This window comes from Acidimicrobiales bacterium, assembly GCA_035533095.1.
Taxonomy (GTDB): Bacteria; Actinomycetota; Acidimicrobiia; order Acidimicrobiales; family Palsa-688; genus DATLUM01.
This window is the reverse complement of sequence record DATLUM010000106.1, coordinates 90,249-115,266: the sequence shown is the minus strand read 5'-3', so window position 1 is coordinate 115,266 and position 25,018 is coordinate 90,249. Positions and strand designations below refer to the sequence as shown.

The 25,018-nt window shown below is 68.5% G+C and carries 20 protein-coding genes; 14 read left to right on the top strand and 6 right to left on the bottom strand.

Annotation, left to right across the window (positions count from 1 at the left end; genetic code table 11):
* The first annotated feature begins 167 nt into the window (after nucleotides 1-167).
* Nucleotides 168-1,457 (top strand): Ig-like domain-containing protein, encoded by a 1,290-nt coding sequence (locus VNF71_13725; GenBank protein HVA75613.1) that lies wholly within the window; start codon nucleotides 168-170, stop codon nucleotides 1,455-1,457.
* 9 nt (nucleotides 1,458-1,466) lie between these two features.
* Here VNF71_13725 and VNF71_13720 read toward each other — a convergent pair whose 3' ends face one another.
* The gene (locus VNF71_13720) at nucleotides 1,467-2,444 is read right to left on the bottom strand and encodes a DUF4921 family protein (GenBank protein ID HVA75612.1); all 978 of its coding nucleotides are present in this window, start codon (nucleotides 2,442-2,444) and stop codon (nucleotides 1,467-1,469) included.
* A 149-nt stretch (nucleotides 2,445-2,593) separates the two neighbouring features.
* Here VNF71_13720 and VNF71_13715 point away from each other — a divergent pair, with 149 nt between their 5' ends.
* From VNF71_13715 to VNF71_13700, 4 genes are read left to right on the top strand one after another with little or no spacing between them, the layout of a single operon-like run.
* Entirely contained in the window at nucleotides 2,594-3,721 is a 1,128-nt protein-coding gene (locus VNF71_13715; protein HVA75611.1) for a cysteine desulfurase family protein, read from the top strand.
* Nucleotides 3,722-3,724: 3 nt separating this feature from the next.
* Nucleotides 3,725-4,765: a tRNA 2-thiouridine(34) synthase MnmA gene (gene mnmA / locus VNF71_13710; protein ID HVA75610.1), complete on the top strand. Its 1,041-nt coding sequence runs from the start codon at nucleotides 3,725-3,727 to the stop codon at nucleotides 4,763-4,765.
* Nucleotides 4,766-4,806: 41 nt separating this feature from the next.
* The gene (gene ligA / locus VNF71_13705) at nucleotides 4,807-6,825 is read left to right on the top strand and encodes an NAD-dependent DNA ligase LigA (GenBank protein HVA75609.1); all 2,019 of its coding nucleotides are present in this window, start codon (nucleotides 4,807-4,809) and stop codon (nucleotides 6,823-6,825) included.
* A gap of 52 nt (nucleotides 6,826-6,877) precedes the next feature.
* Entirely contained in the window at nucleotides 6,878-8,851 is a 1,974-nt protein-coding gene (locus VNF71_13700; GenBank protein HVA75608.1) for a PASTA domain-containing protein, read from the top strand.
* Between the two features lie 227 nt (nucleotides 8,852-9,078).
* On the opposite strand, the gene VNF71_13695 is transcribed toward VNF71_13700, so the two are convergent.
* On the bottom strand, nucleotides 9,079-9,498 hold the full coding sequence (locus VNF71_13695) for an SCP2 sterol-binding domain-containing protein (GenBank protein ID HVA75607.1): 420 nt from the start codon (nucleotides 9,496-9,498) through the stop codon (nucleotides 9,079-9,081).
* Nucleotides 9,499-9,612: 114 nt separating this feature from the next.
* Here VNF71_13695 and gatC point away from each other — a divergent pair, with 114 nt between their 5' ends.
* Genes gatC through gatB form a run of 3 tightly spaced genes read left to right on the top strand, consistent with a single transcriptional unit; the run spans nucleotide 9,613 to nucleotide 12,886 of the window.
* A complete protein-coding gene (gene gatC / locus VNF71_13690) occupies nucleotides 9,613-9,915 on the top strand; it encodes an Asp-tRNA(Asn)/Glu-tRNA(Gln) amidotransferase subunit GatC (GenBank protein ID HVA75606.1) in 303 nt (100 codons plus the stop codon).
* Nucleotides 9,912-11,387 carry an Asp-tRNA(Asn)/Glu-tRNA(Gln) amidotransferase subunit GatA gene (gene gatA, locus VNF71_13685; protein HVA75605.1) on the top strand — a complete coding sequence of 492 codons (1,476 nt, stop codon included), beginning with the start codon at nucleotides 9,912-9,914 and terminating at the stop codon, nucleotides 11,385-11,387. The genes gatC and gatA overlap by 4 nt, the downstream gene beginning before the upstream one ends.
* Nucleotides 11,384-12,886 carry an Asp-tRNA(Asn)/Glu-tRNA(Gln) amidotransferase subunit GatB gene (gene gatB / locus VNF71_13680; GenBank protein ID HVA75604.1) on the top strand — a complete coding sequence of 501 codons (1,503 nt, stop codon included), beginning with the start codon at nucleotides 11,384-11,386 and terminating at the stop codon, nucleotides 12,884-12,886. The genes gatA and gatB overlap by 4 nt, the downstream gene beginning before the upstream one ends.
* Here gatB and VNF71_13675 read toward each other — a convergent pair.
* Entirely contained in the window at nucleotides 12,872-13,408 is a 537-nt protein-coding gene (locus VNF71_13675; protein HVA75603.1) for a DUF4333 domain-containing protein, read from the bottom strand. The genes gatB and VNF71_13675 overlap by 15 nt on opposite strands.
* Nucleotides 13,409-13,450: 42 nt before the next feature.
* Here VNF71_13675 and ilvD point away from each other — a divergent pair, with 42 nt between their 5' ends.
* Together ilvD and VNF71_13665 are read left to right on the top strand one after the other, a co-directional pair.
* Nucleotides 13,451-15,133, top strand: coding sequence for a dihydroxy-acid dehydratase (gene ilvD / locus VNF71_13670; GenBank protein ID HVA75602.1), 1,683 nt, complete (start codon nucleotides 13,451-13,453; stop codon nucleotides 15,131-15,133).
* Nucleotides 15,134-15,204: 71 nt separating this feature from the next.
* Nucleotides 15,205-16,623 carry a wax ester/triacylglycerol synthase family O-acyltransferase gene (locus VNF71_13665; GenBank protein ID HVA75601.1) on the top strand — a complete coding sequence of 473 codons (1,419 nt, stop codon included), beginning with the start codon at nucleotides 15,205-15,207 and terminating at the stop codon, nucleotides 16,621-16,623.
* Here the strand turns inward: VNF71_13665 and VNF71_13660 are convergent.
* Complete coding sequence (locus tag VNF71_13660) at nucleotides 16,563-17,882, bottom strand: alpha/beta hydrolase (protein HVA75600.1); 1,320 nt, start codon at nucleotides 17,880-17,882, stop codon at nucleotides 16,563-16,565. The two genes, VNF71_13665 and VNF71_13660, sit on opposite strands and share 61 nt — an antisense overlap.
* Nucleotides 17,883-18,009: 127 nt before the next feature.
* On the opposite strand from VNF71_13660, the gene VNF71_13655 reads away from it, so the two are divergent.
* Genes VNF71_13655 through ilvC form a run of 3 tightly spaced genes read left to right on the top strand, consistent with a single transcriptional unit; the run spans nucleotide 18,010 to nucleotide 21,405 of the window.
* A complete protein-coding gene (locus VNF71_13655; GenBank protein HVA75599.1) occupies nucleotides 18,010-19,839 on the top strand; it encodes an acetolactate synthase large subunit in 1,830 nt (609 codons plus the stop codon).
* Entirely contained in the window at nucleotides 19,839-20,372 is a 534-nt protein-coding gene (gene ilvN / locus VNF71_13650; protein HVA75598.1) for an acetolactate synthase small subunit, read from the top strand. The genes VNF71_13655 and ilvN overlap by 1 nt, the downstream gene beginning before the upstream one ends.
* 4 nt (nucleotides 20,373-20,376) lie before the next feature.
* Nucleotides 20,377-21,405, top strand: coding sequence for a ketol-acid reductoisomerase (gene ilvC, locus VNF71_13645; GenBank protein HVA75597.1), 1,029 nt, complete (start codon nucleotides 20,377-20,379; stop codon nucleotides 21,403-21,405).
* 13 nt (nucleotides 21,406-21,418) lie between these two features.
* Here ilvC and VNF71_13640 read toward each other — a convergent pair whose 3' ends face one another.
* Nucleotides 21,419-22,528: a serine hydrolase gene (locus VNF71_13640; GenBank protein ID HVA75596.1), complete on the bottom strand. Its 1,110-nt coding sequence runs from the start codon at nucleotides 22,526-22,528 to the stop codon at nucleotides 21,419-21,421.
* Between the two features lie 126 nt (nucleotides 22,529-22,654).
* Entirely contained in the window at nucleotides 22,655-23,803 is a 1,149-nt protein-coding gene (gene serC / locus VNF71_13635; protein HVA75595.1) for a phosphoserine transaminase, read from the bottom strand.
* A gap of 19 nt (nucleotides 23,804-23,822) precedes the next feature.
* On the opposite strand from serC, the gene VNF71_13630 reads away from it, so the two are divergent.
* Nucleotides 23,823-25,016 (top strand): pyridoxal phosphate-dependent aminotransferase, encoded by a 1,194-nt coding sequence (locus VNF71_13630; protein HVA75594.1) that lies wholly within the window; start codon nucleotides 23,823-23,825, stop codon nucleotides 25,014-25,016.
* The last annotated feature ends 2 nt before the right edge of the window (nucleotides 25,017-25,018 follow it).

Genomic DNA, 25,018 nt, shown 5'->3' with positions numbered 1-25,018 from the left:
GTCCTGCGAACCTCTCTAGTCTCGTCAGCTCGGGTGGTCTGGCAGGACGACGTGTGTTCTGACGTTCCTCCCCGTATCCTTACGGTGTGCGGGTAGGTTCTCATGGTCAACATTCCAGGGGGGTCTGGTGGACCCGCTGGTGGGCAATTGCAGCATCTGCGGTCGTCGTGCTCGGCGCCGGCGGCGTCGCGGTAGCGGCCGTTACGAGCGGTCCCTCGCCCGCTGAGGTTCGCGCTGCCAAGGCCCGCCTCGAGGCAGCGCAGGCCCGCGCTGCACAAGCAGCCAGGCAGGCGGAGATCGCCAAGCTCGTCTCGGCGCTTTCGATCACGCCGGCCTCGGGCTCGTCCGCGGTGCTCCCGTCGACTCCGGTGACGGTGGTCAGCACCTACGGGGCCCTGGCATCAGTCCAGGTATCCGGCGGCAAGAGCCCGGTCTCAGGCGTGCTGGCACCCGACCACTTCAAGTGGACCTCCTCGAGTGGCCTCGAACCGGGAACCGCCTACTCCGTGACGGCGACGGTGACGGGACCAGACGGCGTCGAAGCGCAGCAGATCGCCTCTTTTACCACCATGAAGCCGGTGCAAACGGTGAGCAACACGCTCTTCCCGTACGGCGGCGCGACGGTGGGTGTCGGCGAGCCGGTCATCGTTAAGTTCAACCACCCGATCTCGACCGCCGCGGCCCAGCAGTCGGTGCTGTCGCATTTCACGATCACCGAATCGGACCCGGTCCCCGGTGGCTGGCACTGGTTCAGCCCCTACGAGCTGCACTTCCGCCCGCAGTCCTATTGGCCCACCGGCGAGAAGGTCACCGTCACCAGCAACCTCGACGGATGGGACGCCGGCGACGGCCGATGGGGAACAGGTCAGGTGACCGCCAGCTTCGTCATCGGCGACTCCCATGTCTCGGTCGCAAATCTCGCGACCGAGCACATGACCGTGTATCTCAACGGCACCGTGATCTCCACCTATCCCCTCAGTGGCGGCAGCTCGGTGTGGCCCACCATGGGCGGCACACACATCGTGATGGACAAGGAGCACGTCGTGCACATGGTGTCCTCTACGGTGGGCATTCCCGTCAACTCACCTGGCGGATACGACGAGTACGTGTACAACGACGTGCACATCTCCGACAGCGGCGAGTACGTGCACGACGCCCCCTGGTCGGTCGGTTCGCAGGGGTCTGTCAACGTCTCGCACGGGTGCATCAACCTGAGCCCGACCAACTCTCTCGCCTTCTACGACTTCAGCCAGATCGGCGACATCGTCCAGGTGGTGGGCAGCCCACGCCCGCCGGCGTCCGGCGACCACGGCGTGATGGACTGGTCCACCGACTGGAGCCAGTGGACTCCGGCGACGGTGCAGGCCGCTCCGGGCGCGCCGCCCGCGTCCACGACGACCACGCCCCCGTCGACAGCCTCCACGACCTCGACGACCGCCGCCGGCGCAGCAACCTGAGGCGGCCGCTCAGGCGGCGGCGGCGACCTCGGCGCGCAACTCCTCCGCGGCGCGCTCGGGAGGCACCACGTTGATGAGCACGCCGGAACCCATCTCGAACCCGCCGCGGGTGGAGATCTTCGGCATCACGTGCACGTGCCAGTGGAAATCGCCCGTCAGCCGGAACGGTGCCGAGTGGAACATCACGTTGTAGGCGATGTCGCCCAGGCGGCCGCGCAGGGCGGCTAGCGCACGCTGCACCGCGCTGCCCATCGCCGCCAGGTCACGGGAATCGGATTCGTGCAGGTTGCCGTTGTGGCGGCGGGGGAGGATGAGCAGCTCGTAGGGGGTTCCACCCCAGAACGGGCTGATCGTCGCGACCCGGTCGTCGGCGAAGATGATCCGGTGCGCCGCTTCCTCCTCGGCGTCGATCGTCGCGCACATGAGGCAGTTGCCCCGGAAGCGGGCGAAACCTGCGAGCTCATTGGCCGCCTCACCTGGGATGAAGGGCATCGACAGCAGCTGCCCGTGCGGGTGCTCGATGGACGCACCGGCTTCGCGGCCGCAGTTCACCACGGCCTGGCTGTATCGCAGGCCGGGGGTCGCAGCGTGCGCCGCCATCCGGTCTCGCAGCGCCTCCATCACGAACCCTGCGTGGGTTTCGGATAGGTCGGCCCAGCTCGAGTTGTGCTCGGGGCTGAGCACCAGTACCTCGTGCAACCCGCTTGCCGGCGCCTGCGTGAACACGGGCCCAAGGTGCGACACGACCATGGGCTCCGAGCCGCTGAACGCGGGGTAGCGGTTCGGAACCACCCGCACCACCCAGCTCCCCGGGGGGCCGTAGCTCGCAACGACGTCGTCGTCGCGTCCGGGGCAGAACGGGCAGGGGCGGATCGGCTCGTCCTCGACAGGGAGGCGGCGCGGCAGGAAGTCGGAAGGTCGCTGATACCTTTCGCCGGCAATCACCACCCAACGGCCCGTCATAGGGTCGAGCCTGAGCTCGCTCATCGATTAGCAGGGTAGCTGGGAAGGACCACTACTCCTGACCGTAGTGCTGCGCTTGATTGAATGTTGATCACCGACCGGCGCAGAAGCCTGAAATCGCCGCAGAAGACTGTCTGAATCGCCGCAGAAGACTGGCCAAGTAGCATCAATGCGTGCCGGCGTACCTGGATCACGCCGCCGGAGGGCCGATGCGTTGCGAAGCCGCGCAGGCCATGCGCCCGTGGCTCGAGGGCCGCTTCGGCAACCCCTCGGGCGCTCCCCGCGCTGCCCGGGCGGCGCGCGCCGCGCTCGACGACGCACGCGACACGCTTGCGGACATCCTGGGCATGCCACCCGGGGGCGTCTTGTTCACTTCCGGGGGCACGGAATCCGACAACCTCGCCGTGCTCGGGTCGCTCGCCGCCCGGCCCGGCGCGGTCGTGGTCAGCGCCGTCGAGCACCCCGCCGTCATAGAGGCGGCTGTAGCGAGCGGAGAGGACCTTCGAGTGGCGCCCGTCGGTCCGGACGGCGTCGTCGACCTCGACAGCCTGCGCGGGCTACTCGATCCGGATGTGTCGCTGGTGTCGGTGCAGGCGGCGAACCAGGAGACCGGCGTCATCCAACCCCTCTCGCGTGTCGCCAACCTCGTGCGCCGGCGCGCGCCCAACGCGCTGCTTCACACCGACGCCGTCCAGGCCGCACAGTGGACGGATCTCGCCGAAGCTGCGTCGGCCGCCGACATGGTCTCGGTCAGCGGCCACAAATGGGGCGGCCCTCAGGGGATAGGCGTCCTTGGCGTACGCGGGCACCCGAGACTGCGTCCTGTGCTGTACGGCGGCGGCCAGGAACGCGAGCTGAGGAGCGGCACGCAGAACGTCGCGGGAGCCGTCGGCCTCGCCGCCGCCGCGCGCGCGTCCGTCGCGTCGCGCGCAGAGTCCTGCCGGCGGGTGAGCGCGATGAGGGACGAGCTGTCGGGCCGCCTTCGAGCTTCCCTCCCCGCGTTCGTGGAGACCGGGAGCGGCTCGAACCGCACGCCCGGCCATCTGCACCTCGTGCTGCCCGGAATCGAAAGCGAGGCGCTGCTGGTGCTCCTCGACGAAGCGGGGGTCTGTGCATCCGCGGGGTCGGCATGCGCCAGCGGCGCGCTGGAGCCCAGCCCGGTTCTCCTCGCCATGGGCGCGACCAAGGAGGACGCCATGTCGACGCTTCGTCTCACCCTCGGGCCGAGCACGACATTCGACGAGATCGACTTCGCGGCGCGGGCGATACCGGAAGCGGTCGCCAGGCTGTCAGGCGGCTGAACCGTGCGCGTGCTCGTAGCGATGTCGGGAGGAGTCGACTCGTCCGTGGCTGCCGCGTTGCTCCAGCAGCAGGGACACGACGTCACCGGAGCGACCATGAAGCTGTGGGGAGGCGAGTCGGACACCGGCTGCTGCTCCGTGGCCGACGTGGACGACGCCCGTCGCGTGTGCCAGCAGCTCGGTATCACGCACCACGTCTTCAACTTCTCCGATGAATTCGAACGCCACGTGGTCGACCCCTACGTCGCCGATCACGCCGGCGGCCGCACGCCGAACCCGTGCGTGGAGTGCAACCGGCATCTGAAGTTCGATCGTTTTCTGGAGCGGGCGGTGCAGCTCGGGTTCGACGCGGTCGCGACGGGCCACCACGCGAGAGTCGAGCTGGCCGGTGACCGACACTGGGAACTGAAGCGCGGTGCCGACCCGGCGAAGGACCAGTCGTACGTGCTCCACATGCTCGGCCAGCCACAGCTCGGACGCACGATGCTTCCCGTCGGTCACCTGACCAAGCGCGACGTGCGTCAGGTCGCGGCACGGCTGCGTCTACGGACGGCCGCCAAGGCCGACAGCCAGGACGTGTGCTTCATTTCCCGCGCTTCGGGACGGGAGGCCTTCCTCGGGGCGAGGATCCCCTTGCGTGAAGCGAAGGTGAGTGACCTCAACGGCGCGGTGCTCGGGTCTTTGCCCGGATTCGAGCTGCTCACCGTCGGGCAGAGGCGGGGGCTCGGGTCGATCCGAAGCGCCGGCGGCGAGCGCGCCTACATCGTCGAGCGCGATCAGGCCACCGCGACGGTCACCGTCGGGGCGCTCGGCGACCTCCTCGTGCAGGAAATCGCAGTGGGCGCGATGTCATGGGTCGATGCAGCCCCGGCGGTAGGTGACACGCTGGAAGTGCAGATGAGTGCCCACGGCAGGCCGGTCGCCGCCTCGTGGGACCCCGCGAGCCGAGTCGTCGTGGCCGAACCGGTGCGGCGAGTGGCCCCCGGCCAAAGCGTCGTCCTCTACCGCGGCGACTCGGTGGTCGGAGGAGGCCCCGCGGCCTGACAGCCTCCGGCGACGTCGCAGCCCGTGGGTATCGTCAGGGCGTGGACCGACGCGATCCAGCAGCGCGCGCCGAGGAACTCCGGGCGCTGATCGACTACCACAACCGCAGGTACTTCGTCGAAGACGACCCGGAGATCACTGACGCCGAGTTCGACGAGCTCGTCGCAGAGTTGTCGCGCATCGAGGCGGAGCACCCGGAGCTCGAGAGCCCCGACTCGCCGCTGGCGGCGGTCGGCGGACTGGCCTCGCCGCTGTTCGCCGAGGTCCGGCACCGTACGCCGATGATGTCGCTCGACAAGACCACGAGCTACGAGGAGCTCCTCGCATGGGGCAAGCGGATGGACCGCTTCATATCCGGCAACGTCGACTACACGTGCGAGCTGAAGATCGACGGGCTGGCGATAAGCCTGCTCTACGAGGGCGGGAAGCTCGTGCGTGCGGCGACCCGCGGCGACGGCGAGATCGGTGAGGATGTGACCGCCAACGTGTCGACGATCGGCCAGATCCCGCACGAGCTCGGCAAGGGGGCCCCCTCGGTGGTGGAGGTCCGGGGGGAGATCTACATGCCGATCTCCGCCTTCGACGATCTCAACGAGCGGCAGGCCGCGGCCAGCGCCCGCACCTTCATCAACCCGCGCAACGCGGCCGCCGGGAGCCTACGGCAGAAGGATCCAGCGATCACAGAGTCACGCGACCTGCGCTTCTGGGCCTACCAGCTTGGCTTCGTCGAGGGCGGCCCCCGGTTCACCGAGCACGTCCACACGCTCGACTGGATGAAGGGCGCCGGCTTCCCCGTCAACCCGCACATCGAGCTCGAGCACAGCCTCGACGAGGTGGACAGGTACTGCCGCGCCTGGCTCGACAAGCGCCACACCCTGGACTACGAGATCGACGGGACCGTCGTCAAGGTCAACGGCCTTGCGCAACGCAGAGAACTCGGGGCCACGGCGAGAGCGCCCCGCTGGGCGATCGCGTACAAGTTCCCGCCCGAGGAGAAGACCACCGTCCTCAAGGACATCATGGTGTCGATCGGCCGGACTGGTAAGGCAACTCCGTTCGCGGTCCTCGAGCCGGTCGTTGTCGGGGGTGCCAACGTGTCGATGGCCACTCTCCACAACGAAGACCAGGTCCGCATCAAGGACGTCCGTCCCGGAGACACCGTCGTCGTCCGAAGGGCCGGGGATGTGATCCCCGAGGTGCGAGGCCCGGTGCTTCCGCTGCGCCCCAAGAATCTCGCACCGTGGCGATTCCCTGAGGACTGTCCGGTCTGCGGTGCCAGCCTCGTCCGCCTCGAGGGTGAAAGCGACACGTTCTGCGTCAATGCCGACTGCCCCGGCCAGCAGGTTCAGCGCATCGCGCACTTCGCGTCGCGCGGCGCCATGGACATCGAGCACCTGGGGGAGCGCACCGTCGCACACTTCTGCCGCGAAGGGCTGCTGCACGACGTAGCCGACATTTACACCCTCGAATTCGATCGCATCTCAGGTTTCGAGGGATGGGGCGAGACATCCACGGCGAACCTCCGCGCCGCCATAGACGCGTCGAAGCAGCGCCCGCTCGCCAACCTGCTCGTCGGTCTGTCCATCCGCCATCTCGGGTCGACCGGCAGCCAGATCCTCGCCCGCCAGATGCACCACATCGACCGGATCATGGCCGCGACGGCGGACGAGCTGTCCGCCGTGGAGGGGATCGGCCCGATCATCGGCGCCAGCGTGCAGCGCTTCTTCGCCATGGAGTCCAACCGCGTGGTCGTCGAGCGCCTGCGGGCGGCCGGGGTCAACTTCGAGGGTCCCGGCGCGCCGGACCTGCCCCAGGTGCTGGCCGGCCTGTCGATCGTGGTGACCGGCACGCTGGAGGGCTGGTCGCGGGAGGGGGCGGAGGAGGCCATCAAGGCACGGGGCGGCAAGAGCCCGGGGAGCGTATCGAAGAAGACGACGGCGGTCGTGGTGGGGGCCGAGCCAGGCGCTGCAAAGCTCGCCAAGGCGACAAAACTGGGCATACCGGTTATAGACGAGGCCGGGTTCGCCAGGCTGCTCGAGACGGGGGACATCCCCGGGTGACCCCGGGCGGGGTCCGCGTCAGCGAAAGGCGCGAGCGGTACCCTCGGGAGTCGTGGCGACGTCGCGCATCGCCGACTCGGTGGGGCGCGTCCTCGGTGACCGTTACCGCCTGACTCGCCCCCTCGGCACGGGGGCGTCGGCCCACGTCTACGTGGCGGAGGACGTCAGCCTCCGCCGGCGTGTCGCCATCAAGGTGCTCCACCCCGCACTCGCCGGCGACGAGGGCTTCCTGCGCCGCTTCAGGGCGGAGGCCCAGGTGGTCGCCGCACTGCGCCATCCCAATATCCTTCGCGTATACGACTGGGGCGAAGACGGCGGCTCGCCCTACCTGGTCATGGAGCTGCTGGAGGGTGGGAGCCTGCGCTCGCTCCTCGACAGGGGCAACCTCCTCTCGCCGGCGCAGGCGGCGGCCGTCGGTGCCGACGCAGCCAGGGCACTCGACTACGCGCACCGCCGCGGGCTGGTCCACCGCGACATCAAGCCCGCGAACCTGATCTTCGACGACGAGGGGCGGCTGAGCGTCGCCGACTTCGGGCTGGCCCGAGCGCTCGCGGAGGCGACCTGGACCGAGCCGGCCGGGGCCGTGGTGGGCACCGCTCGATACGCAGCCCCCGAACAGGTTCGCGGCCAGTCCCTCGACAGCAGGGCGGACGTGTACTCGCTGTCCCTCGTCCTCATCGAAGCGACGACCGGCACCGTTCCCTTCGCCGCCGACACCACCCTCGGCACGCTCATGGCGCGCGTGGAGCGAGACGTCGAGGTTCCCGACAGTCTCGGAGCACTCGGCCCGGTGCTCGCGCAAGCCGGGACTTCCGACCGGGAAGCGAGGCTCGACGCCGCAGCGTTCGTCGGGGCCCTCGATGCCGTCGCCGCGAAGCTGCCCCCTCCGGCTCCCCTCCCGCTGGCAGCCCCGTCCTCGCTCAGCGGATTCGTCGAGAGCGACCCCAACCCGACCGAATACCCGGGGCGCACCCGCCTGTTCGACGTGGCATCCATCGAGGCGGAGGAGGCTCGCGCTGGCGAGGCCTGGACCCAGGCCATCCCCGTCCCGCCGCCGCCCATCCCAGCGGCGACCAGACCGGCTGTGCCCGCCCCGCTGCCCGGCCAGCCCGAACCACCGCGGCGCGCCGGCCGCCGGCGCCTTCGCATCGCAGTAATGATCCTCGCGGCGCTCGTGCTCATCGGGGGCGGGACAGCAGGTGCGATCGTCGCAACCGGCGTGCTGACGCCGACGCACCCCGTCCCACGCCTCGTCGGTGACACCGAGGCGCAAGCCAAGGTGGCGCTGGAGAGGTTGCACCTCCATCTGTCCGTCTACCAGCGCTCGTACTCGGGCCAGGCCGCCGGCACGATCCTGGCCCAGCGCCCGTCGCGCGGCACGGTCTCCGAGGGCAGCACCATCGCGGTGCTGCTGTCTCTCGGCCCGCAACCGGTGAAGGTCCCGACCAACCTGGCGGGCACGCCCCTCGACGCAGCCGAAGCGGTCCTGCAGACCCTCGGCCTGAAGACGGGGACCGTCACCCACCAGACGAGCATGACCGTCAGCGCGGGCTCCGTCATCTCTAGCAGCCCGAATTCGGGCACCCTGCTCCCCGGGCAGTCGGTGAACCTGGTCGTGTCCTCCGGCAAGCCGACGGTCGCGGTCCCGGCACTGGCGGGGAGCCAGGCGGGCCAGTCGTTTGCGTCCGCGCAGGCGGCGCTGCAGTCAGTCGGGCTCTCGGCCGTCGAGAGCGACCAGTTCAGCGACACCGTCGCCAAGGGGCAGGTGATAGGTACGAACCCGGCGGCCGGCACGCAGGCGACGGTCGGGAGCCAGGTGACCGTGCTCATCTCCAAGGGCCCCGATCTCGTTGCCGTCCCCAATGTCAGTGGCCAATCCGTCGCGGCGGCGTCGCAGATCCTCGCTCAGGACGGCTTCAACGTGACCGGCGTGACGGGGAACCCGAACAAGCCGGTCAGCTCGACCTCGCCGTCCGCCGGGACTATGGCTCACCGCGGGGCGAACGTCCAGATCTTCACCGGATAGTCCCTCCCAAATCCGCACTTCAAGCAACTTTTGTGCCGCCCGGTCGTGCCGGGTCCGGAGGCTCGGTATATTGGGCTCGTCAGGCAGAGGACCAAGGGGGGCGGCGTGCTGAGGCAGCGATCCCCAGCCGTTGCCGGTGCCGCCGCCCCCCTGGGTTCTCTGCCGCTCCTGTCTGGACGCCTCGCCTGATCCGCGGTCGTCAGCCGGCCCTGTTCAGCCAGCCCTGTTCACAGAGTGATCTCCTGGAGCCGCTTGGCCATCTCGACGGTCGCGGGGTCCGCGGCCCCGCCGACACTCGCCGTCTGCAAAGTGAGCATCTTCGTGATGTCGCCGTCTACCTTGATCCGCCCGCCGAGGAACGCCTGCATCGCCGCCTGCGCGTCGCCGTCGACGAGGATCGCCTTGGCGGTGTCGTAGCTGAGCGTGATGGTCAGGTCCGGTGAGTCCAGGTGGCCTGTCTCCATCTCGAGGTCACCGGATGAGGTGTCAACGTGGGCGTGTATCACCCCGTCGCCGAATGGCACGTCCTGGATGATCTGGTTCATGCGGACCGACACCGGAATCTGCGGTGTCCTGTCGTGGTACTCGGCTCGGATGTTGCGAGCCTCCGCCAGCCATTCGTCGCTGAGGAACTGGTACTGAGCCACCGGCCACCTCGATCTCTGCTTGACCCCGTCTGCGCCTGAATCGTGCGCAGAAGCTAGCGCGAACCTCTTCAATGGTGGGACGCCCGCCGAAGGGGCGGCCCTAGCATGAGTCCCATGCCCACCCGGATCTCGTCCGATGAAGTCGCGCACGTGGCGCGCCTGGCCCGGCTGTCGTTGACCCAAGAGGAACTGGACCGCTTCACGGCACAACTCGGCGCGGTGCTGGAACACGCCCGGGACGTCGAAGCTCTCGACACAGCGGGAGTGCCCCCCACGGCGCACCCGCTGCCCCTCGAGAACGTGTTCAGGGAGGACGAGGCCGGTCCGTGCCTCGACCGCGCTGAAGTGCTCGCACAGGCTCCGGCGGTGGAGGACGAAAGGTTCCGGGTCCCGCGGATCCTCGGGGTCACCCCGTGAGCCTCGCGTTCGCCGTCGAGGTCGCAGCAGGGGTAAAAGACGGCACCGTCTCGGCCAGAGCCGTCCTCGAGGAGCATCTCGGGCGGATAGAGAGGCACGAGGGGCAGGTGCACGCCTTCAACACGGTTACGGCCGATCGCGCCCGCGCGGCGGCCGACGCCGTTGACGCGGCGGTGACGTCGGGCCGTGATCCCGGTCCGCTCGCCGGAGTCCCGGTCGCGCTCAAGGACAATCTCTGCACGAGAGGCGTACCGACCACCTGCTCGTCGCGGATCCTCGAGGGATGGATTCCCCCCTACGACGCCACTGTCGTATCGCGCTTGCAGGCGGCCGGCGCGGTGATCGTCGGCAAGACCAACCTCGACGAGTTCGCCATGGGATCGTCGACCGAGAACTCCGCGTTCGGCCCCACCCGCAACCCGCATGACCTGGACCGGGTGCCGGGCGGATCTTCGGGTGGTAGCGCGGCGGCGGTGGCCGCGGGCTTCGCCGCCCTCGGGCTGGGATCGGATACCGGCGGCTCGATCCGCCAGCCGGCGGCGCTGTGCGGCGTCGTAGGGGCGAAGCCCACCTACGGCCTGGTCTCGCGCTACGGGCTCGTGGCGTTCGCGAGCTCGCTTGACCAGATCGGGCCGTTCGCGCGCTCCGTCGCCGACGCCGCCCTTCTGCTCGACGTCATCGCCGGGCCGGACCCCGCCGATTCGACTTCGTTCCGGGAGCCGCCGCCTCGGGCGTCCGAGCGGCTCGGTGCCGGCGTGGAGGGACTGCGCGTAGGGATCGTCACCGAGCTGACCGACGCTGAAGGGATCTCGGCGGATGTCGTCGAGCGCACGCGCGAAGCAGCCGACGCCTTGTCGGCAGCTGGCGCCAAGGTCGACGAGGTGAGCGTCCCCGCCGCGGTGTACGGGCTCTCCGCCTACTACCTCATCGCACCGGCAGAAGCCTCGTCGAACCTCGCCCGCTACGACGGTGTCAGGTACGGCCTGCGCGCGAGCGGCTCGAAGGACATCACCGATATGTACCTTCGCACGCGCTCGGCGGGTTTTGGCGCGGAAGTAAAACGACGGATCATGCTCGGCACCTATGCCCTCTCTGCCGGCTACTACGACGCGTACTACGGCAAGGCGCAGCAGGTGCGCACCCTCATCATCCGCGACTTCGAAACCGCGTACAGGGATTTCGACGTGCTGCTAGGGCCCACGGCGCCCGGCACCGCATTCCCACTCGGCGCCAAGACCCAGGACCCCTTGACCATGTACCTCAACGACGTGTGCACCATCCCTTCGAACCTCGCCGGCCATCCGGCTATCAGCGTGCCCTTCGGTACCGGGGCCGATGGGCTGCCCGCCGGCGTGCAGATCCTCGCCCCCGCACTGGGAGAGGTTGTCATGTTCCAGGTCGCCGCGGTCCTCGAGGCTGCGGCTCCCGATCTGCCCGTGCCGCAGCTCATCCGGTCGGAGGTGGCACGATGACCGCTGCGGATGCCTCAGGCCGGCGGGCCGAGAATGCCTCAGGCCGGCGGGCCGGGAATGCCTCAGGCCGGCGGGCCGGCTGGGAGGTCGTCGTGGGTCTCGAGGTGCACGCCGAGTTGCGCACCCGAACAAAGCTCTTCTGCGCCTGCCCCAACAGCTTCGGCGACGAGCCCAACACCAATGTGTGCCCGGTGTGCCTTGGCCTTCCGGGTTCACTTCCGGTCATCAACCGTGCGGCCGTCGAGTTCGCCATGCGAATCGGCACGGCGCTCAATTGCCGCGTCCAGCCCTCGTTGTTCCACCGGAAGAACTACTTCTATCCGGACATGCCGAAGGACTACCAGATCAGCCAGTACGACATCCCGATCAATGCGGACGGCTGGCTGGAGCTCCCGAGTGGCCGGCGCATCGGCATCGAGCGCGCGCACATGGAGGAGGACACCGGCAAGACCACTCACATGGGCGGAGGCGGCCGGATCCACGACGCGGCTCACTCCCTCGTCGACTACAACCGGGCGGGGGTGCCGCTGGTCGAGATCGTCAGCGCGCCCGACATCAGGAGCGCCGACGAAGCGCGCGCCTACGTAGACGAGCTGAGGGCCATCCTCGTGGCGACGGGCGCCTCGGACGGGAAGATGGAAGAAGGGTCCCTTCGCGTGGACGCCAACGTGTCGGTCCGCCACGCCGGCAGCAGCGAATACGGGACCCGCTGCGAGGTCAAGAACATGAACTCGCTCCGATCACTCGGACGCGCGATCGAGTACGAAGCACAGCGCCAGATCGAGGTCCTGACCGAGGGCGGCAGCATCGTGCAGGAGACCCGGCATTGGGACGAGGGCGCCGGCCGTACCGGGTCGATGCGGTCGAAGGAAGAGGCCTACGACTACCGCTACTTCCCCGAGCCGGACCTCGTACCCGTCAACCCCTCGCAGGCGTGGATCTCCGAGGTCTCCTCGTCGCTGCCGGTTCTCCCCGCCGCCCGGCGGGACGCCGTGGCCGCCGCCTCGGGAATCCCGGCCGGCGACGACTCGGTCGTGACGGTCGTCAGGCTCGACCTCGACCGCTACGTCGAGGCCGTCCGGAGCGCGGGCGGCCCGGACGGTGCCGAGACCGTCGCGGTCCGCCGTCTGGCCAACGAGGTCGCCTCCCAGCTCGAGTCGCTCGAACACCTCAGCGAAGAGTCGTTTGCATCGCTCGTCGCGATGGAAACGGAAGGCTCTCTGACCCCGGCCCAGTCGCGGACCGTCCTCAAGGAGCTGCTGGAATCCGGGGGTGATCCGCGGGAGGTCGCCTCACGCCTCGGATTCGAAGCACTCGCCGCCGGTGCCCTCAGCGAGATCGTCGACCAGGTGGTCGCCGAGTACCCCGACGAGTGGGCCCGCTTCGCCGGCGGAGAGGACAAGTTGATGGGCTTCTTCGCCGGGCACATCCGCTCACGCAGCGGCGGCAACGCGGACATGAAGGAAGCCTCCGCTCTGCTCCGATCACGACGAGGATGAAGGGGGCGCCACGCTGTAGCGGAAGTGGCCATCGAGATCTTCGACGGTGACCGTGACCCGGCGCGTCCCTTGTCCGGTGATCGTCGCCTGGCAGGAGAACTGGCCTCCTACCGGCACGACTTTGACCGATACGGGACCGCAGTCAACTTTCGTCGTCGCATGAACTTGCGCGCTGATGTCGCTCTCGAGAGTCGTGGCTGCCTGGGCCGTGGAGATGATCGCCTCCTCCGGCCGGATGTTGTACGAACCCTTCGACGAGGTGACTTCACCGTCCAGGCGCACGGTCCCCCCGTTGAACGAAACGGTGCAGGAGAACTTGAATCCGACCTGGTCGGGGATCTTCCCGGGGCATACCACCAGGACGCCGCTCACGGGGTAGCGCGAGCTCAGCTGCTTCGCGATCTGGCTCTGGACGCTCTTCGGGTTGAGGGTATGGCTCGGGCCCACGTCGCACGAGGAGAGAATCCCCCCGGCGCCGGCCGCGACCGCCAACGCGATCGCTGAACGGGCTCGGGAGCGCATCCGCCCGACTCTACCGATACGGTTGCCGCCTATCGTGTAGGTGTGGCCAGCGACATGAAGCCCCGGAGCCGTGAAGTGACCGACGGGTTCGAGCGTGCACCTGCGAGAGCGATGCTGCGAGCGGTCGGTATGACAGACGACGACTGGTCGAAGCCGCAGGTGGGCGTCGCCTCCTCGTGGAACGAGGTAACCCCCTGCAACCTCCCCCTCGACCGCTTGGCCAAGCAGGCCAAGGAGGGTGTCCGCGAGGCAGGCGGTTTCCCGATCGAGTTCGTGACCATCGCGGTCTCCGACGGGATATCGATGGGGCACGAAGGAATGAGGGCGTCGCTGGTCAGCCGCGAGGTGATCGCCGACTCCATCGAGACGATGATGCACGCTGAGCGATTCGACGCGATGGTGACCTTCGCCGGCTGCGACAAGTCGCTCCCCGGCATGCTCATGGCGGCCGCCCGGATCAACCTGCCGTCGGTCTTCCTCTACGGCGGGAGCATCCTGCCCGGCACGGGCCCCGCGGGCGAAGCACTCGACATCACGAGTGTCTTCGAGGCGGTGGGCGCCAGGGCGGCAGGGTCGTTGACCGACGCGGAGTTGTCGCTCATCGAACGAAGCGCCTGCCCGACGATCGGCAGCTGCGCCGGCATGTTCACCGCCAACACCATGGCCTCGATCTCCGAGGCATTGGGGATGGCCCTTCCCGGTTCCGCGTCGCCGGCGGCCATCGATCCGATCAGGGACGACTTCGCCCGCGACTCCGGGAAGGCCGTCATCCGGCTTCTCGAGGCCGGGATCATGCCACGCGACATCATGACCAAGGAGGCCTTCGAGAACGCCATAGCCGTGACCATGGCGCTCGGTGGTTCGACCAACGCGGTGCTGCACCTTCTAGCGATCGCGCACGAGGCCCGGGTTCCTCTGACGATCGAGGACTTCGACCGCGTCGGGAGGAAGGTTCCCCATATCGCGGACACCAAGCCGCACGGCCGCTACCACATGGTCGACATCGACAAGGTGGGCGGCGTACCTGTCGTCATGAAGGAACTGCTCGATGCCGGCTTGCTCCACGGAGACTGCCTGACGGTGACCGGACGGACGGTGGCCGAGAACCTGATGGCGCTCGACCCGCCCAAACCTGACGGCAAGGTCGTGCACCCGATCAGCGACGCGATCCACGCCGAAGGCGGGACCGCGATCCTGAAAGGCTCGCTGGCACCCGAGGGCGCCGTCGTCAAGATCGCCGGTATCGACCAGGACCGCTTCGACGGCACCGCCCGTGTGTTCGACGGTGAGGACAAGGCCATGGAGGCCATCCTGGCCGGCTCGATCCAGCCGGGCACCGTGCTCGTGATCCGCTACGAGGGCCCCAAAGGCGGCCCGGGTATGCGGGAGATGCTCGCCGTCACAGGTGCCATGAAGGGCGCCGGCCGGGGCGGGGACTGCGCACTCATCACCGACGGACGGTTCAGCGGCGGAACCCACGGCTTCTGCGTGGGCCACATCGCCCCCGAGGCGGTCGACGCCGGCCCCATCGCCTTCGTGGCCGACGGGGACCGGATCATCGTCGATGTGAACACCCGGTCCATCGACTTCGAGGTCGACCCAGCCGAACTGGAGCGGCGAAAGTCCGCCTGGTCGCCCCCGAAGCCCCGGTACAGCACCGGCGTGCTGGCCAAGTACGCCCGGCTGGTGAGAGGCGCCGAGACGGGAGCCGTAACGGAGCCGTAACCGAAGCGAGGGCTAGGCTGATCCTCGAACGCTGGGACACTGGGGAACAGGTTCCACGGGAAGGAGCGCAGATGAAGCAGCTCGCACCGGGTGACGCCTTCATGCTCTACACGGAGACGCCCGGGAGCCCGAACCACATCGGGTCCCTCGGCATATTCGACCCCTCCACCGCGCCGGGCGGCACGTTGTCCTTCGAGCGGCTCCTGGAGTACTACGCGGGAAGGGTTCACCTCGGGAAGTCGTTCCGCCGGCGCCTGGTACGGGTGCCGTTCGACCTCGACGACCCGTGGTGGGTGGAGGACTCCGCCTTCGACCTCGAATACCACCTCCGGCATACGTCGCTGCCTGCTCCCGGCGACTGGCAGCAGCTGTGCACCCTCGTGGGACGCGTGCACTCCCGCCCGCTCGACCTGGCCAGGCCGCCGTGGGAGGCGTGGCTGATCGAGGGGGTCAACGCCGTGCCCGGAGTGCCGCCCGGGTCTGTCGCGATCCTCATTCGGGTGCATCACACGGCCATCGACGGGGTCGGTGGGATCGAGCTGCTCAGCGCGTTGCTCCAACTCAATCCTGAAGACGAGCCTCCCGGCGTTCCGGACACCTGGCAGCCCGAACGCATGCCGAGCCCGTGGGAGCTGCTCGGGCGCGCCGTGGCTTCCAACGCGCAGAAGCCGCTGCGGCTCGCCAGGGGCATCGCCAAGGCGCTCCCGGCAGCTGTCCGCATTCCTTCGAGGATCCGCAACCGCGAGATCCAGTTGCCCTCCCTCACCGTGCCGACCACCCGGTTCAACGCCAAGGTCTCTCCGCACAGGGCCTTCGACGCGGCGACCTTCTCGTTGACCGACCTGAAGGCGATCAAGTCGGCCGTCCCGGGCGCGACGGTCAACGACGCGGTCATCGCGGTCTGCGCCGGCGCGCTGAGGATCTATCTCGACAAGCTGGGAGAGCTTCCCGAGGCGTCGCTCGCAGCCGTCGTGCCCATGTCGTTGCGCACCGAGGACGAAGCGGGCCACGAAGGGAACCGCGTGGCGCAGTTCTTCTGCGACATGCACACCGACATCGCGGATCCGCTGCAACGCCTCGCTGCCGTCGCCGAGTCGACGCGCGCTGCCAAGGGAAGCCAGCAGGCACTCGGCGCGCACAGCCTCCAGCAGATGTCGAGCGTCCTCCCGGGCGCGCTGTTCGGCCTGGCTCTGCGCGCCAACGCCGAGATCGGCTCGAGGACGGGGACGACCGGATTGCTCAACACGCAGATCAGCAACATCCCCGGCCCGCCGATCCCTCTCTACTGCGCCGGCGCCAAGCTGCTCAGCATGTACGGCCTCGGGCCGGTCGTCACAGGTGCCGCGCTGATACACGTGATCATGAGTTACTGCGATCTCGTGACGTTCTCGTTCACGACCGACCGCGACATCATGCCGACCCCGGCGTACTACGCCGACGCGCTCAGGGTGTCCTTCGACGAGCTGCTGGTGGCGGCCGGCGGGGCTTGAGCCGTCGCCCGAACGTAGGCCAGGAATCGCTCCACGGCCCGGACCGTGTGCCGGGTGCGCAGCGAGGCGTAGATGTCGAAGGCGTGCTGGGCGTGCGGAAGCTCTGCGTAGACGACGGGTTGGCGTGATCTCTCCCGGAGGGCCCGTGCCATCCGGCGCGCGCTTTCGACGGGCACGAGGGAGTCGTTGGTGCCGTGTATCAGCATCGTCGGGGGAGCCGCCTCGCTGACCCAGCCGATCGGCGAGGCGAGCCGCCATCGCTCGGGATCACTGGCGAGCCGCGACTTCAACAGCACCCTCTCCACGAACCGGATGGTCCGCGGCGGTCCGCCCTTGTCGTCCCAATCGGCGAGGTCGTAGACCCCGTAGAACGGCACGGCGGCCTGGACCGAGGTGTCGGCCTCCTCGAAATCGGGCTGGAACTCGGGGGCGTTCGCGGACATCGCCGCCAGTGAGGAGAGGTGGCCGCCTGCGGAACCCCCAGTGATGGCGACGAAATCCGGATCACCGCCGTACCGCCCGATGTTGGCCTTGATCCAGCCGATGGCGCGCTTGACGTCGATGATGTGATCCGGCCAGGTCGCCCGCGGGCTCAGGCGGTAGTTGATCGGAACGCACACCCAGCCGGCTTCGATGAGCCGGTCCATCAGGGGGTACGCCTGCCAGCGCGTCTCCCCGCTCACCCACGCCCCGCCTGGGACCTGGATCAGCACCGGCGCTTTGCCGTCGGCGGGCAGGTCCTCGCGGGCCCAGATGTCGAGGAGGTTCCGCTTGCCGGCTGGCCCGTAATTGATCCCGGAGGCGCGAAGCCGTGATCGTCTGGCGATGTAGGTGGGCATGACGCCCCATGCGCCGACGGCGGGATGCTCGGGCGGGGCGATCCCGGCCTCTTCGGCGTGCTTGCGGTAGCCGGTGCCGAGGCCGTGGTCGAGGGCCTCTTCGAGGACGCGGCCGGAGTCGGCCGCGCTCTGCTGCAGCGCGATCAGCCCCGCGGCGGAAGCGGCTTGAGCGAGGAGCCGCGTACTCCCCGCGGGTGTCCGCCAGCCTCGGCGCCGCACGAATCGGCCCGTCCCGGCGAGTTGCACGGCGAGAGTGGCCAGAGGAAGTTCGGACACGTGCCAACCGGGCCAGAACGCCCAAGCCCCGATCGGCCCGGTCCGCGAAACGGGACGGATCGCGTTCGCGGTCAAAGCCAGTGGGAGGATCGATCGGGCGGCGCCAGTCGCCGCCCCGACTGGCTGGGAGGCTCGGCGGGGCACGGGCCACACCGTACCTTCGCCGGCGTCGAGGCTCCGGATTGCACCCTCCGGTCGGCTGTGCGACACTTGGCGGCGTGAGCAACAAGCTCGTTCTCGTACTCATCACCTGACGCACACGCAAACCTGCGTGTGCGTTGACGACCTCCCAGACGGGAGGTCGTTTCATTTTCCGGAACCGAACGCAACCCGCCGCCAAGAGCCCGATACACGGAGAAACCCCATGAAGATGACCGGAGCACAAGCCCTGATCAAGAGCCTCGAGATGGAACAGGTCGAGGTCGTATTCGGGCTGCCTGGCGGCTGCATCCTCCCTGCCTACGACCCGATCCTGGACTCGCCGATCCGCCACATCCTGGTCCGTCACGAGCAGGGGGCCGGTCACATGGCCGAGGGTTACGCCCACGTCACGGGCCGCCCCGGCGTGGCCATGGTGACCAGCGGCCCGGCTGCGACCAACCTGGTCACCCCGCTCTGCGACGCCTACATGGACTCGGTCCCGATGGTCGCCATCACCGGGCAGGTGAGCCGGCCGGTCATCGGGACGGACGGCTTTCAGGAGTGCGACACCGTCGGGATCACCCGCTCGGTCACCAAGCACAACGAGCTGATCATGGACCCCGACGAGATCCCGCTCATGGTGCGCCAGGCGTTCCACCTGGCCACCACCGGCCGACCCGGCCCCGTTCTGCTCGACGTCCCCAAAGACGTCCTCCAGGCGGACATCACCTGGCACTGGCCCAGCGACGAGGACCTCGCGGCTTCCCTGCCGGGATACAAACCCACGCTGAAGGGTCACCCGAAGATGATCAAGGAGGCCGCCCGCCTGATCAGCGAGTCCCGGCGGCCCGTCATCTACGCCGGCGGGGGGATCCTGAGGTCCCGAGCGGCCGGTGCGTTGCGCGAGCTGGCCGAGCGGACCGGCATCCCCGTGGTCACGACGCTCATGGCCCGCGGTGCGTTCCCCGACGACCATCCGCTGTGCCTCGGCATGCCCGGTATGCACGGCAACTACACGGCCGTCACCGCGATGCAGAAGTCGGACCTGCTGATAGCTCTCGGCACGCGCTTCGACGACCGGGTGACCGGCAAGGTGACGTCTTTCGCCCCCGAAGCCAAGGTCGTGCACGTCGACATCGACCCGGCGGAGCTCGGCAAGATCCGCAGGCCCGATGTTCCGATCGTGGGGGACTGCAGGCAGGTCATAACCGAAATCGTGCGGGCCCTGGAGGGTCGGGACCAGGCCGACCGCGAGGAATGGCGCAGCCGGATCTCGGGTTGGCAGGAACGTTTCCCGTTGTACTACGACCCCCACGTGCCCGGGGACGCCCTGAAGCCGCAGTACGTCATGGAGCAACTACGCGACTGCGCTCCGGAAGGCACGATCCTCGTCTCCGGTGTCGGCCAGCACCAGATGTGGGCCAGCCAGTACTGGCGGTTCACCGAGCCCTACACGTGGGTCAACTCGGGCGGGCTGGGGACCATGGGCTTCTCCGTCCCGGCCGCAATCGGCGCGAAGGTCGGCCGCCCGGACCGCACCGTGTGGGCGGTCGACGGCGACGGATGCTTCCAGATGACCGCGCAGGAGCTCGTCACCGCCGCGAGCGAGAGGATCCCCGTCAAGGTGGCCATCCTCAACAACGCGTATCTGGGGATGGTCCGCCAGTGGCAGGAGATGTTCTACGAGGAGCGCTACAGCGAGGTGTACCTCTCGCCGGACCTGCCGGACTACGTCAAGTGGGCCGAGGCGATGGGCTGCGCCGCATTCCGCGTCGAGTCGCCGGAGGAGGTCCAGCCTGTGATCGAGAAGGCGAACTCGATCGACGACCGCCCGGTCGTCATCGACTTCCGCACCGACTCCAGGGAGAAGGTCTTCCCCATGGTGCCCGCAGGGTTCTCCAACGACGACCTCGTCGTGCACCCGTCCCAGAAGCCAGGCGGAGAAAGAGTGGTCCAGTAATGGCAGTCAGCCCCACCCACCAGACCCTCTCTGTGCTCGTCGAGAACAGGTCCGGCGTGCTCGCCCGTGTCAGCGGGCTGTTCGCACGCCGTGGCTTCAACATCATCTCGCTCGCCGTCGCCCCCTCGGACGACGAACGCTTCAGCCGCATCAACATCGTCATCGACGTGGAGGAGACCTCCGTCGAGCAGATCACCAAGCAGCTGTTCAAGCTCGTCAACGTCGTGAAGATCACGGAGCTCCACCCCTCGGAAGCGGTCGAGCGTGAACTGCTCATGGCCACGCTCGCGGCGGGGTCCGACCAGCGCAGCTCGGTCATCGAGCTCGTCGGCGTGTTCGAGGGCAGGATCGTCGACGTCGGGCCGGACGCCCTCACCGTGATGCTCGCCGGCGAGCCTGACAGACTCGACGACTTCGAGGAACTCATGCGACCCTACGGGATCACAGAACTGCAGCGCACCGGCCGTGTGGCGCTGCCCAAGCTCGACCGCCAGGCGCCCCCTCGCCTGCGTCTCACCGGAAAGGCAAGCTAGACAAATGGCAGCGACGGTCTACTACGAGAAGGACGCCGACTCCGGCATCATCGCCGGCCGCAAGGTGGCGATCATCGGTTACGGCTCACAGGGCCACGCCCACGCGTTGAACCTGCGCGACTCGGGTATCGACGTCCGGGTGGCCTTGCGAGAGGGCTCGTCGTCCAAGGCGAAGGCCGAGGCCGCCGGGCTCCGGGTCGTCTCGATCGCCGAGGCCGCACGCGAGGCCGACGTGATCATGATGCTCGCGCCGGACACCGAGATGCAGGCGATCTACAAAGCCGACATCGAACCCAACCTCAAAGCCGGTGACGCCATCCTCTTCGCGCACGGCTTCAACGTGCGCTTCGGACTCATCAGCGCGCCCGAACGCGTCGATGTCGCGATGGTCGCCCCGAAGGGTCCCGGCCACCTGGTGCGGCGCACCTACGAAGGCGGGGGCGGGGTGCCGGCGCTGATCGCCGTGGCGCAGGACGCCACGGGAAAAGCCCGGGATCTCGCTCTTTCCTACGCGGACGCGATCGGCGCTACGCGCGCCGGCGTGCTCGAGACCACGTTCGCCGAGGAGACCGAGACCGACCTGTTCGGCGAACAGGTCGTGCTCTGCGGCGGCCTCACCTCTCTGATCCAGGCCGGTTTCGAGACTCTTGTCGACGCCGGCTACCAGCCCGAGTCCGCTTATTTCGAATGCCTGCACGAGGTGAAGCTCATCGTCGACCTCATGTACGAGCACGGGATCGCCGGCATGCGCTACTCGATCTCGGACACAGCGGAGTACGGCGATCTCACGCGAGGCCCTCGGGTGATCAACTCGGCCGTACGTGACGAGATGAAGAAGATCCTGGAGGAGATCCAGACCGGTCGTTTCGCCGAGGAATGGATCGCGGAGAACAAGGCCGGGCGCCCCCGCTACCGCCAACTCCAGGAGGAGGGCCGTGCCCACCCGATCGAGAAGGTCGGTGCGGAATTGCGGGCGATGATGCCGTTCATCAGCGCCGGGTCTCAGCGTCCGCAAGACGTAAGCGGCGGATAGCCGGCAGAAGCGTTCACTGCTTGCGGCGGTAGTGCACTCCCATCGAACGCTGCCGCCGCCGGCCACGCGATGCGAGCGTCCAGGCGCACGCGATGAGTGTCGCGATGCTGGCAGCCGCTAGGACGGGCGGCATCAGCGGTTGCGACTTCTTGGTCGCACCGATCGAGGCGAGCTGGTCGGTGCCGCTGGCGGCGGTGCCGGGCGTCGGCTGCGTACGCGAACCGCCGCGGGCGGGGTCGTGCTTGGCCACGGGCGCCGGCGGGTGCGGCTCCAGCACCGGCGGCAACATGGGACCCTGCGCCGGCTCGGATCCCGGTGCCGTCGCGAAGCCCTGGTCGAGGAGCATCTCGGCGGTCTTGTCGGGGAACTCGCCGTTCATGACGACGGCGAGCATGTGCCGACCGCCGCGCACCGCCTCGGCGGCGACGCACACACCAGCTGGGTCCGTGTAGCCGGTCTTGACGCCGACCGCGCCCGGGTAGCTGTTGAGGAAGGCCCGGTTGTGGCTTGCGATCTCGTACACGATCCCATCGGGGCCCGTGAAGCGAAATGACTTCTCCGCCACGATGCCCGCCAGGTACGGGTTCGCCATCAGGTCCCGCGCGGCGATGGCGATGTCCCACGCGCTCAACAGGTTCCCGCCGCCTGCACCCTCGCTTCCGTCGAGGCCGGCGGGATCACGGAGTACGGGATGATCCTGCATGCCCATCTGCCGACCTGCGTCCTCCATCGTGCCGGCGAACTTCTCGATCGAGCCCGAGACGAGCTCGGCCAGGGCGTAGGCGGCGTCGTTGGAGGACGAGATCAACAGCGCGTGCATGGTGATGTCGAGGGGCCAGACCTGGCCCGCCTTCATGCCGAGCTTGTCGGGCGAGACGTTCTCGGCGCGCGCGCTCACAGGGACCTGAGTGCCGGAGGGGACCCAGTCCGCCGCGACTACCGCGGTGAGGAGCTTGGTGAGGCTTGCCGGCGGGAGGGGGGTGTGGGCGTTCTGGGCGACCAGCACGCGACCGGTGTCGAGGTCGGCGAGCAGCTCCGCCTTCGCGGGCGGGGGCCCGGGCGCGGCCGTCGAAGGCGCGGATGACGTAGCACCCGCTGGGGAGGCCCCGAGCAACACCGCCACTGCGGCTGCTAGCGACGCCAGGGCGGCAGCGATTCCTCGACCGGCGATCAGACGAGGATAACCACCGAGAGCGGCCCTGCCCACGCAACCGATCCGTCTTTTCCAGTACAACAAGGGTCAGGACCCTCAGAGGCGCTCCACCACGTACTCCATGCAGCGGGTGAGCGCCTCGATGTCTTCGGGATCGATGGCGGGAAACATGGCTATCCGTAGCTGGTTCCGCCCCAGCTTCCTGTAGGGCTCGGTGTCGAGGATGCCGTTCGCCCTCAGGATCCTTGCCACCGCCGCCGCGTCGATGCTCTCGTCGAAGTCGATCGTGGCCACGACATTGCTGCGCTCGTCGGGCTTGGCGACGAATGGTGTCGTGTATCCGGTCTGCTCAGCCCAGCCGTACAGCGTGCGTGCCGACCGCTCCGAACGGCCCGCGGAGAAATCCATTCCGCCGCCGGCCAGGATCCACTCGAGCTGGTGGGCGAACATGACGAGCGTCGCCACCGCCGGCGTGTTGTAGGTCTGGTCGAGACGGCTCTGTTCGATCGCGATGTTGATGTCCAGCGACGCCGGCGCCCAGCGCCCTGATTCTTGTATGCGCTTCGACCGCTCGATCGCAGCGGGTGAAAGGACGGCAACCCACAGGCCCCCGTCGGACGCGAAACCCTTCTGCGGGGCGAAGTAGTAGACGTCGGTCTCGCGCGGGTCGAAGCGGAGCCCGCCGGCCCCCGAAGTTGCGTCGACCGCCACAAGAGCGCCTAGGTCGACACCCTCTGGGCGGCGCAGGGTCATCATCACACCGGTGGACGTCTCGTTGTGGGTGAGAGCGTAGAAATCCACCCCGGCGGCGCCTTCGGCCTCCGGGTGCGTCCCCGGAGGGCTGGAGATGATCTGGGGGTCGCCCAGGTGCGGCGCTGCTGCCACCGCCTGGGCGAACTTCGAGGAGAACTCCCCGAAGGTCAGATGCTGGCTGTGGTTCTCGATCAGCCCGAACGTGGCCACGTCCCAGAACGTCGTGGTTCCGCCGTTGCCCAGGACCACCTCGTAGTCCTCTGGCAGCTCCCACAAGTCGGCGAGCCCCTTCCGTACACGTCCCACCAGGGACCGCACTGCGGCTTGCCGGTGGCTGGTCCCGAGCAGGCTGGTACCGGCCGCCCGCAGCGCTTCGACGGCCTCCCGCCGGACTTTGGACGGGCCGGACCCGAATCGCCCGTCGGAGGGCAGCAGGTCGGCGGGTATGCGGACGTCGGTCGTGCCCGAATTCGGCGGAGTGGGGGTGGTCACTGTGAAACTATTGCAGGCGATGGCCCGCATCTCACAGCGCATATCAGCAGTCGCCGAATCCGCGACCCTCGCAATCGACGCCAAGGCCAAGGCCCTCAAGGCCGCCGGGGAGGACGTGATCGGCTTCGGCGCCGGCGAGCCGGACTTCCCCACGCCGGAGCACATTGTCGAAGCCGCGGTGGCGGCGTGCCGCGACCCTCGCAACCACAAGTACACCCCGGCAGCCGGGCTCCCCGAGCTCAAGGATGCGATCGCATCGAAGACGTCGAGAGACTCCGGTTTGCGGGTATCGGGTTCGCAGGTGCTCGTGACCAATGGCGGCAAGCAGGCGGTGGAGGAGGCGTTCGCCACGCTCCTCGACCCCGGCGACGAAGTTCTCCTGCTGGCCCCCTACTGGACCACGTACCCCGAGGTGATCGGCCTGGCCGGCGGGAAGGCGGTGGAGATACCGACGACGGGCGAATCGGGCTTCAGGGTTTCGGTCGATCAGCTCGAAGCTGCACGGACGGACCGCACCAAGGTGCTGCTCTTCGTCTCGCCGTCGAACCCGACCGGAGCTGTGTACCCGCGCGAGGAGGTCGAGGCGATCGGTCGTTGGGCGTTGGAGCACGGGGTATGGGTCGTCACCGACGAGATCTACGAGCACCTGGTGTACGGCGATGCCCGGTTCAGCTCCATGCCGGTAGTGGTGCCCGAGCTCGCGGACACCTGCGTGGTCATCAACGGCGTGGCGAAGACGTACGCCATGACCGGTTGGCGCGTCGGCTGGCTGATCGGACCCCCCGACGTTGTGGCAGCGGCTGCGAACCTGCAGTCGCACGCCACCTCCAACGTGTGCAACGTCGCGCAGCGAGCGGCGCTCGCAGCCGTGTCGGGCGACCTGTCCGCCGTCTCGGAGATGAGGGCCGTGTACGACCGGCGCCGGCGGACGATCGTGTCGATGCTGCGCGACATCCCGGGTGTCGAATGCTCCGAGCCGGAGGGGGCGTTCTACGCCTTCCCCGACATGACAGGGCTTCTGGGCCGCCCCATCGCCGGGCGCACCGCGTCGACGACCCTGGATCTCGCAGCGCTCGTGCTGGACGAGGCGAAGGTCGCGTTCGTGCCTGGAGAGGCCTTCGGAGCTCCGGGCTACGCCCGGTTCTCGTACGCCCTCTCCGACGCGGCCCTGGAGGAAGGCATCACCCGGATCGCCAAGCTGGTAGGTGCCTGAGC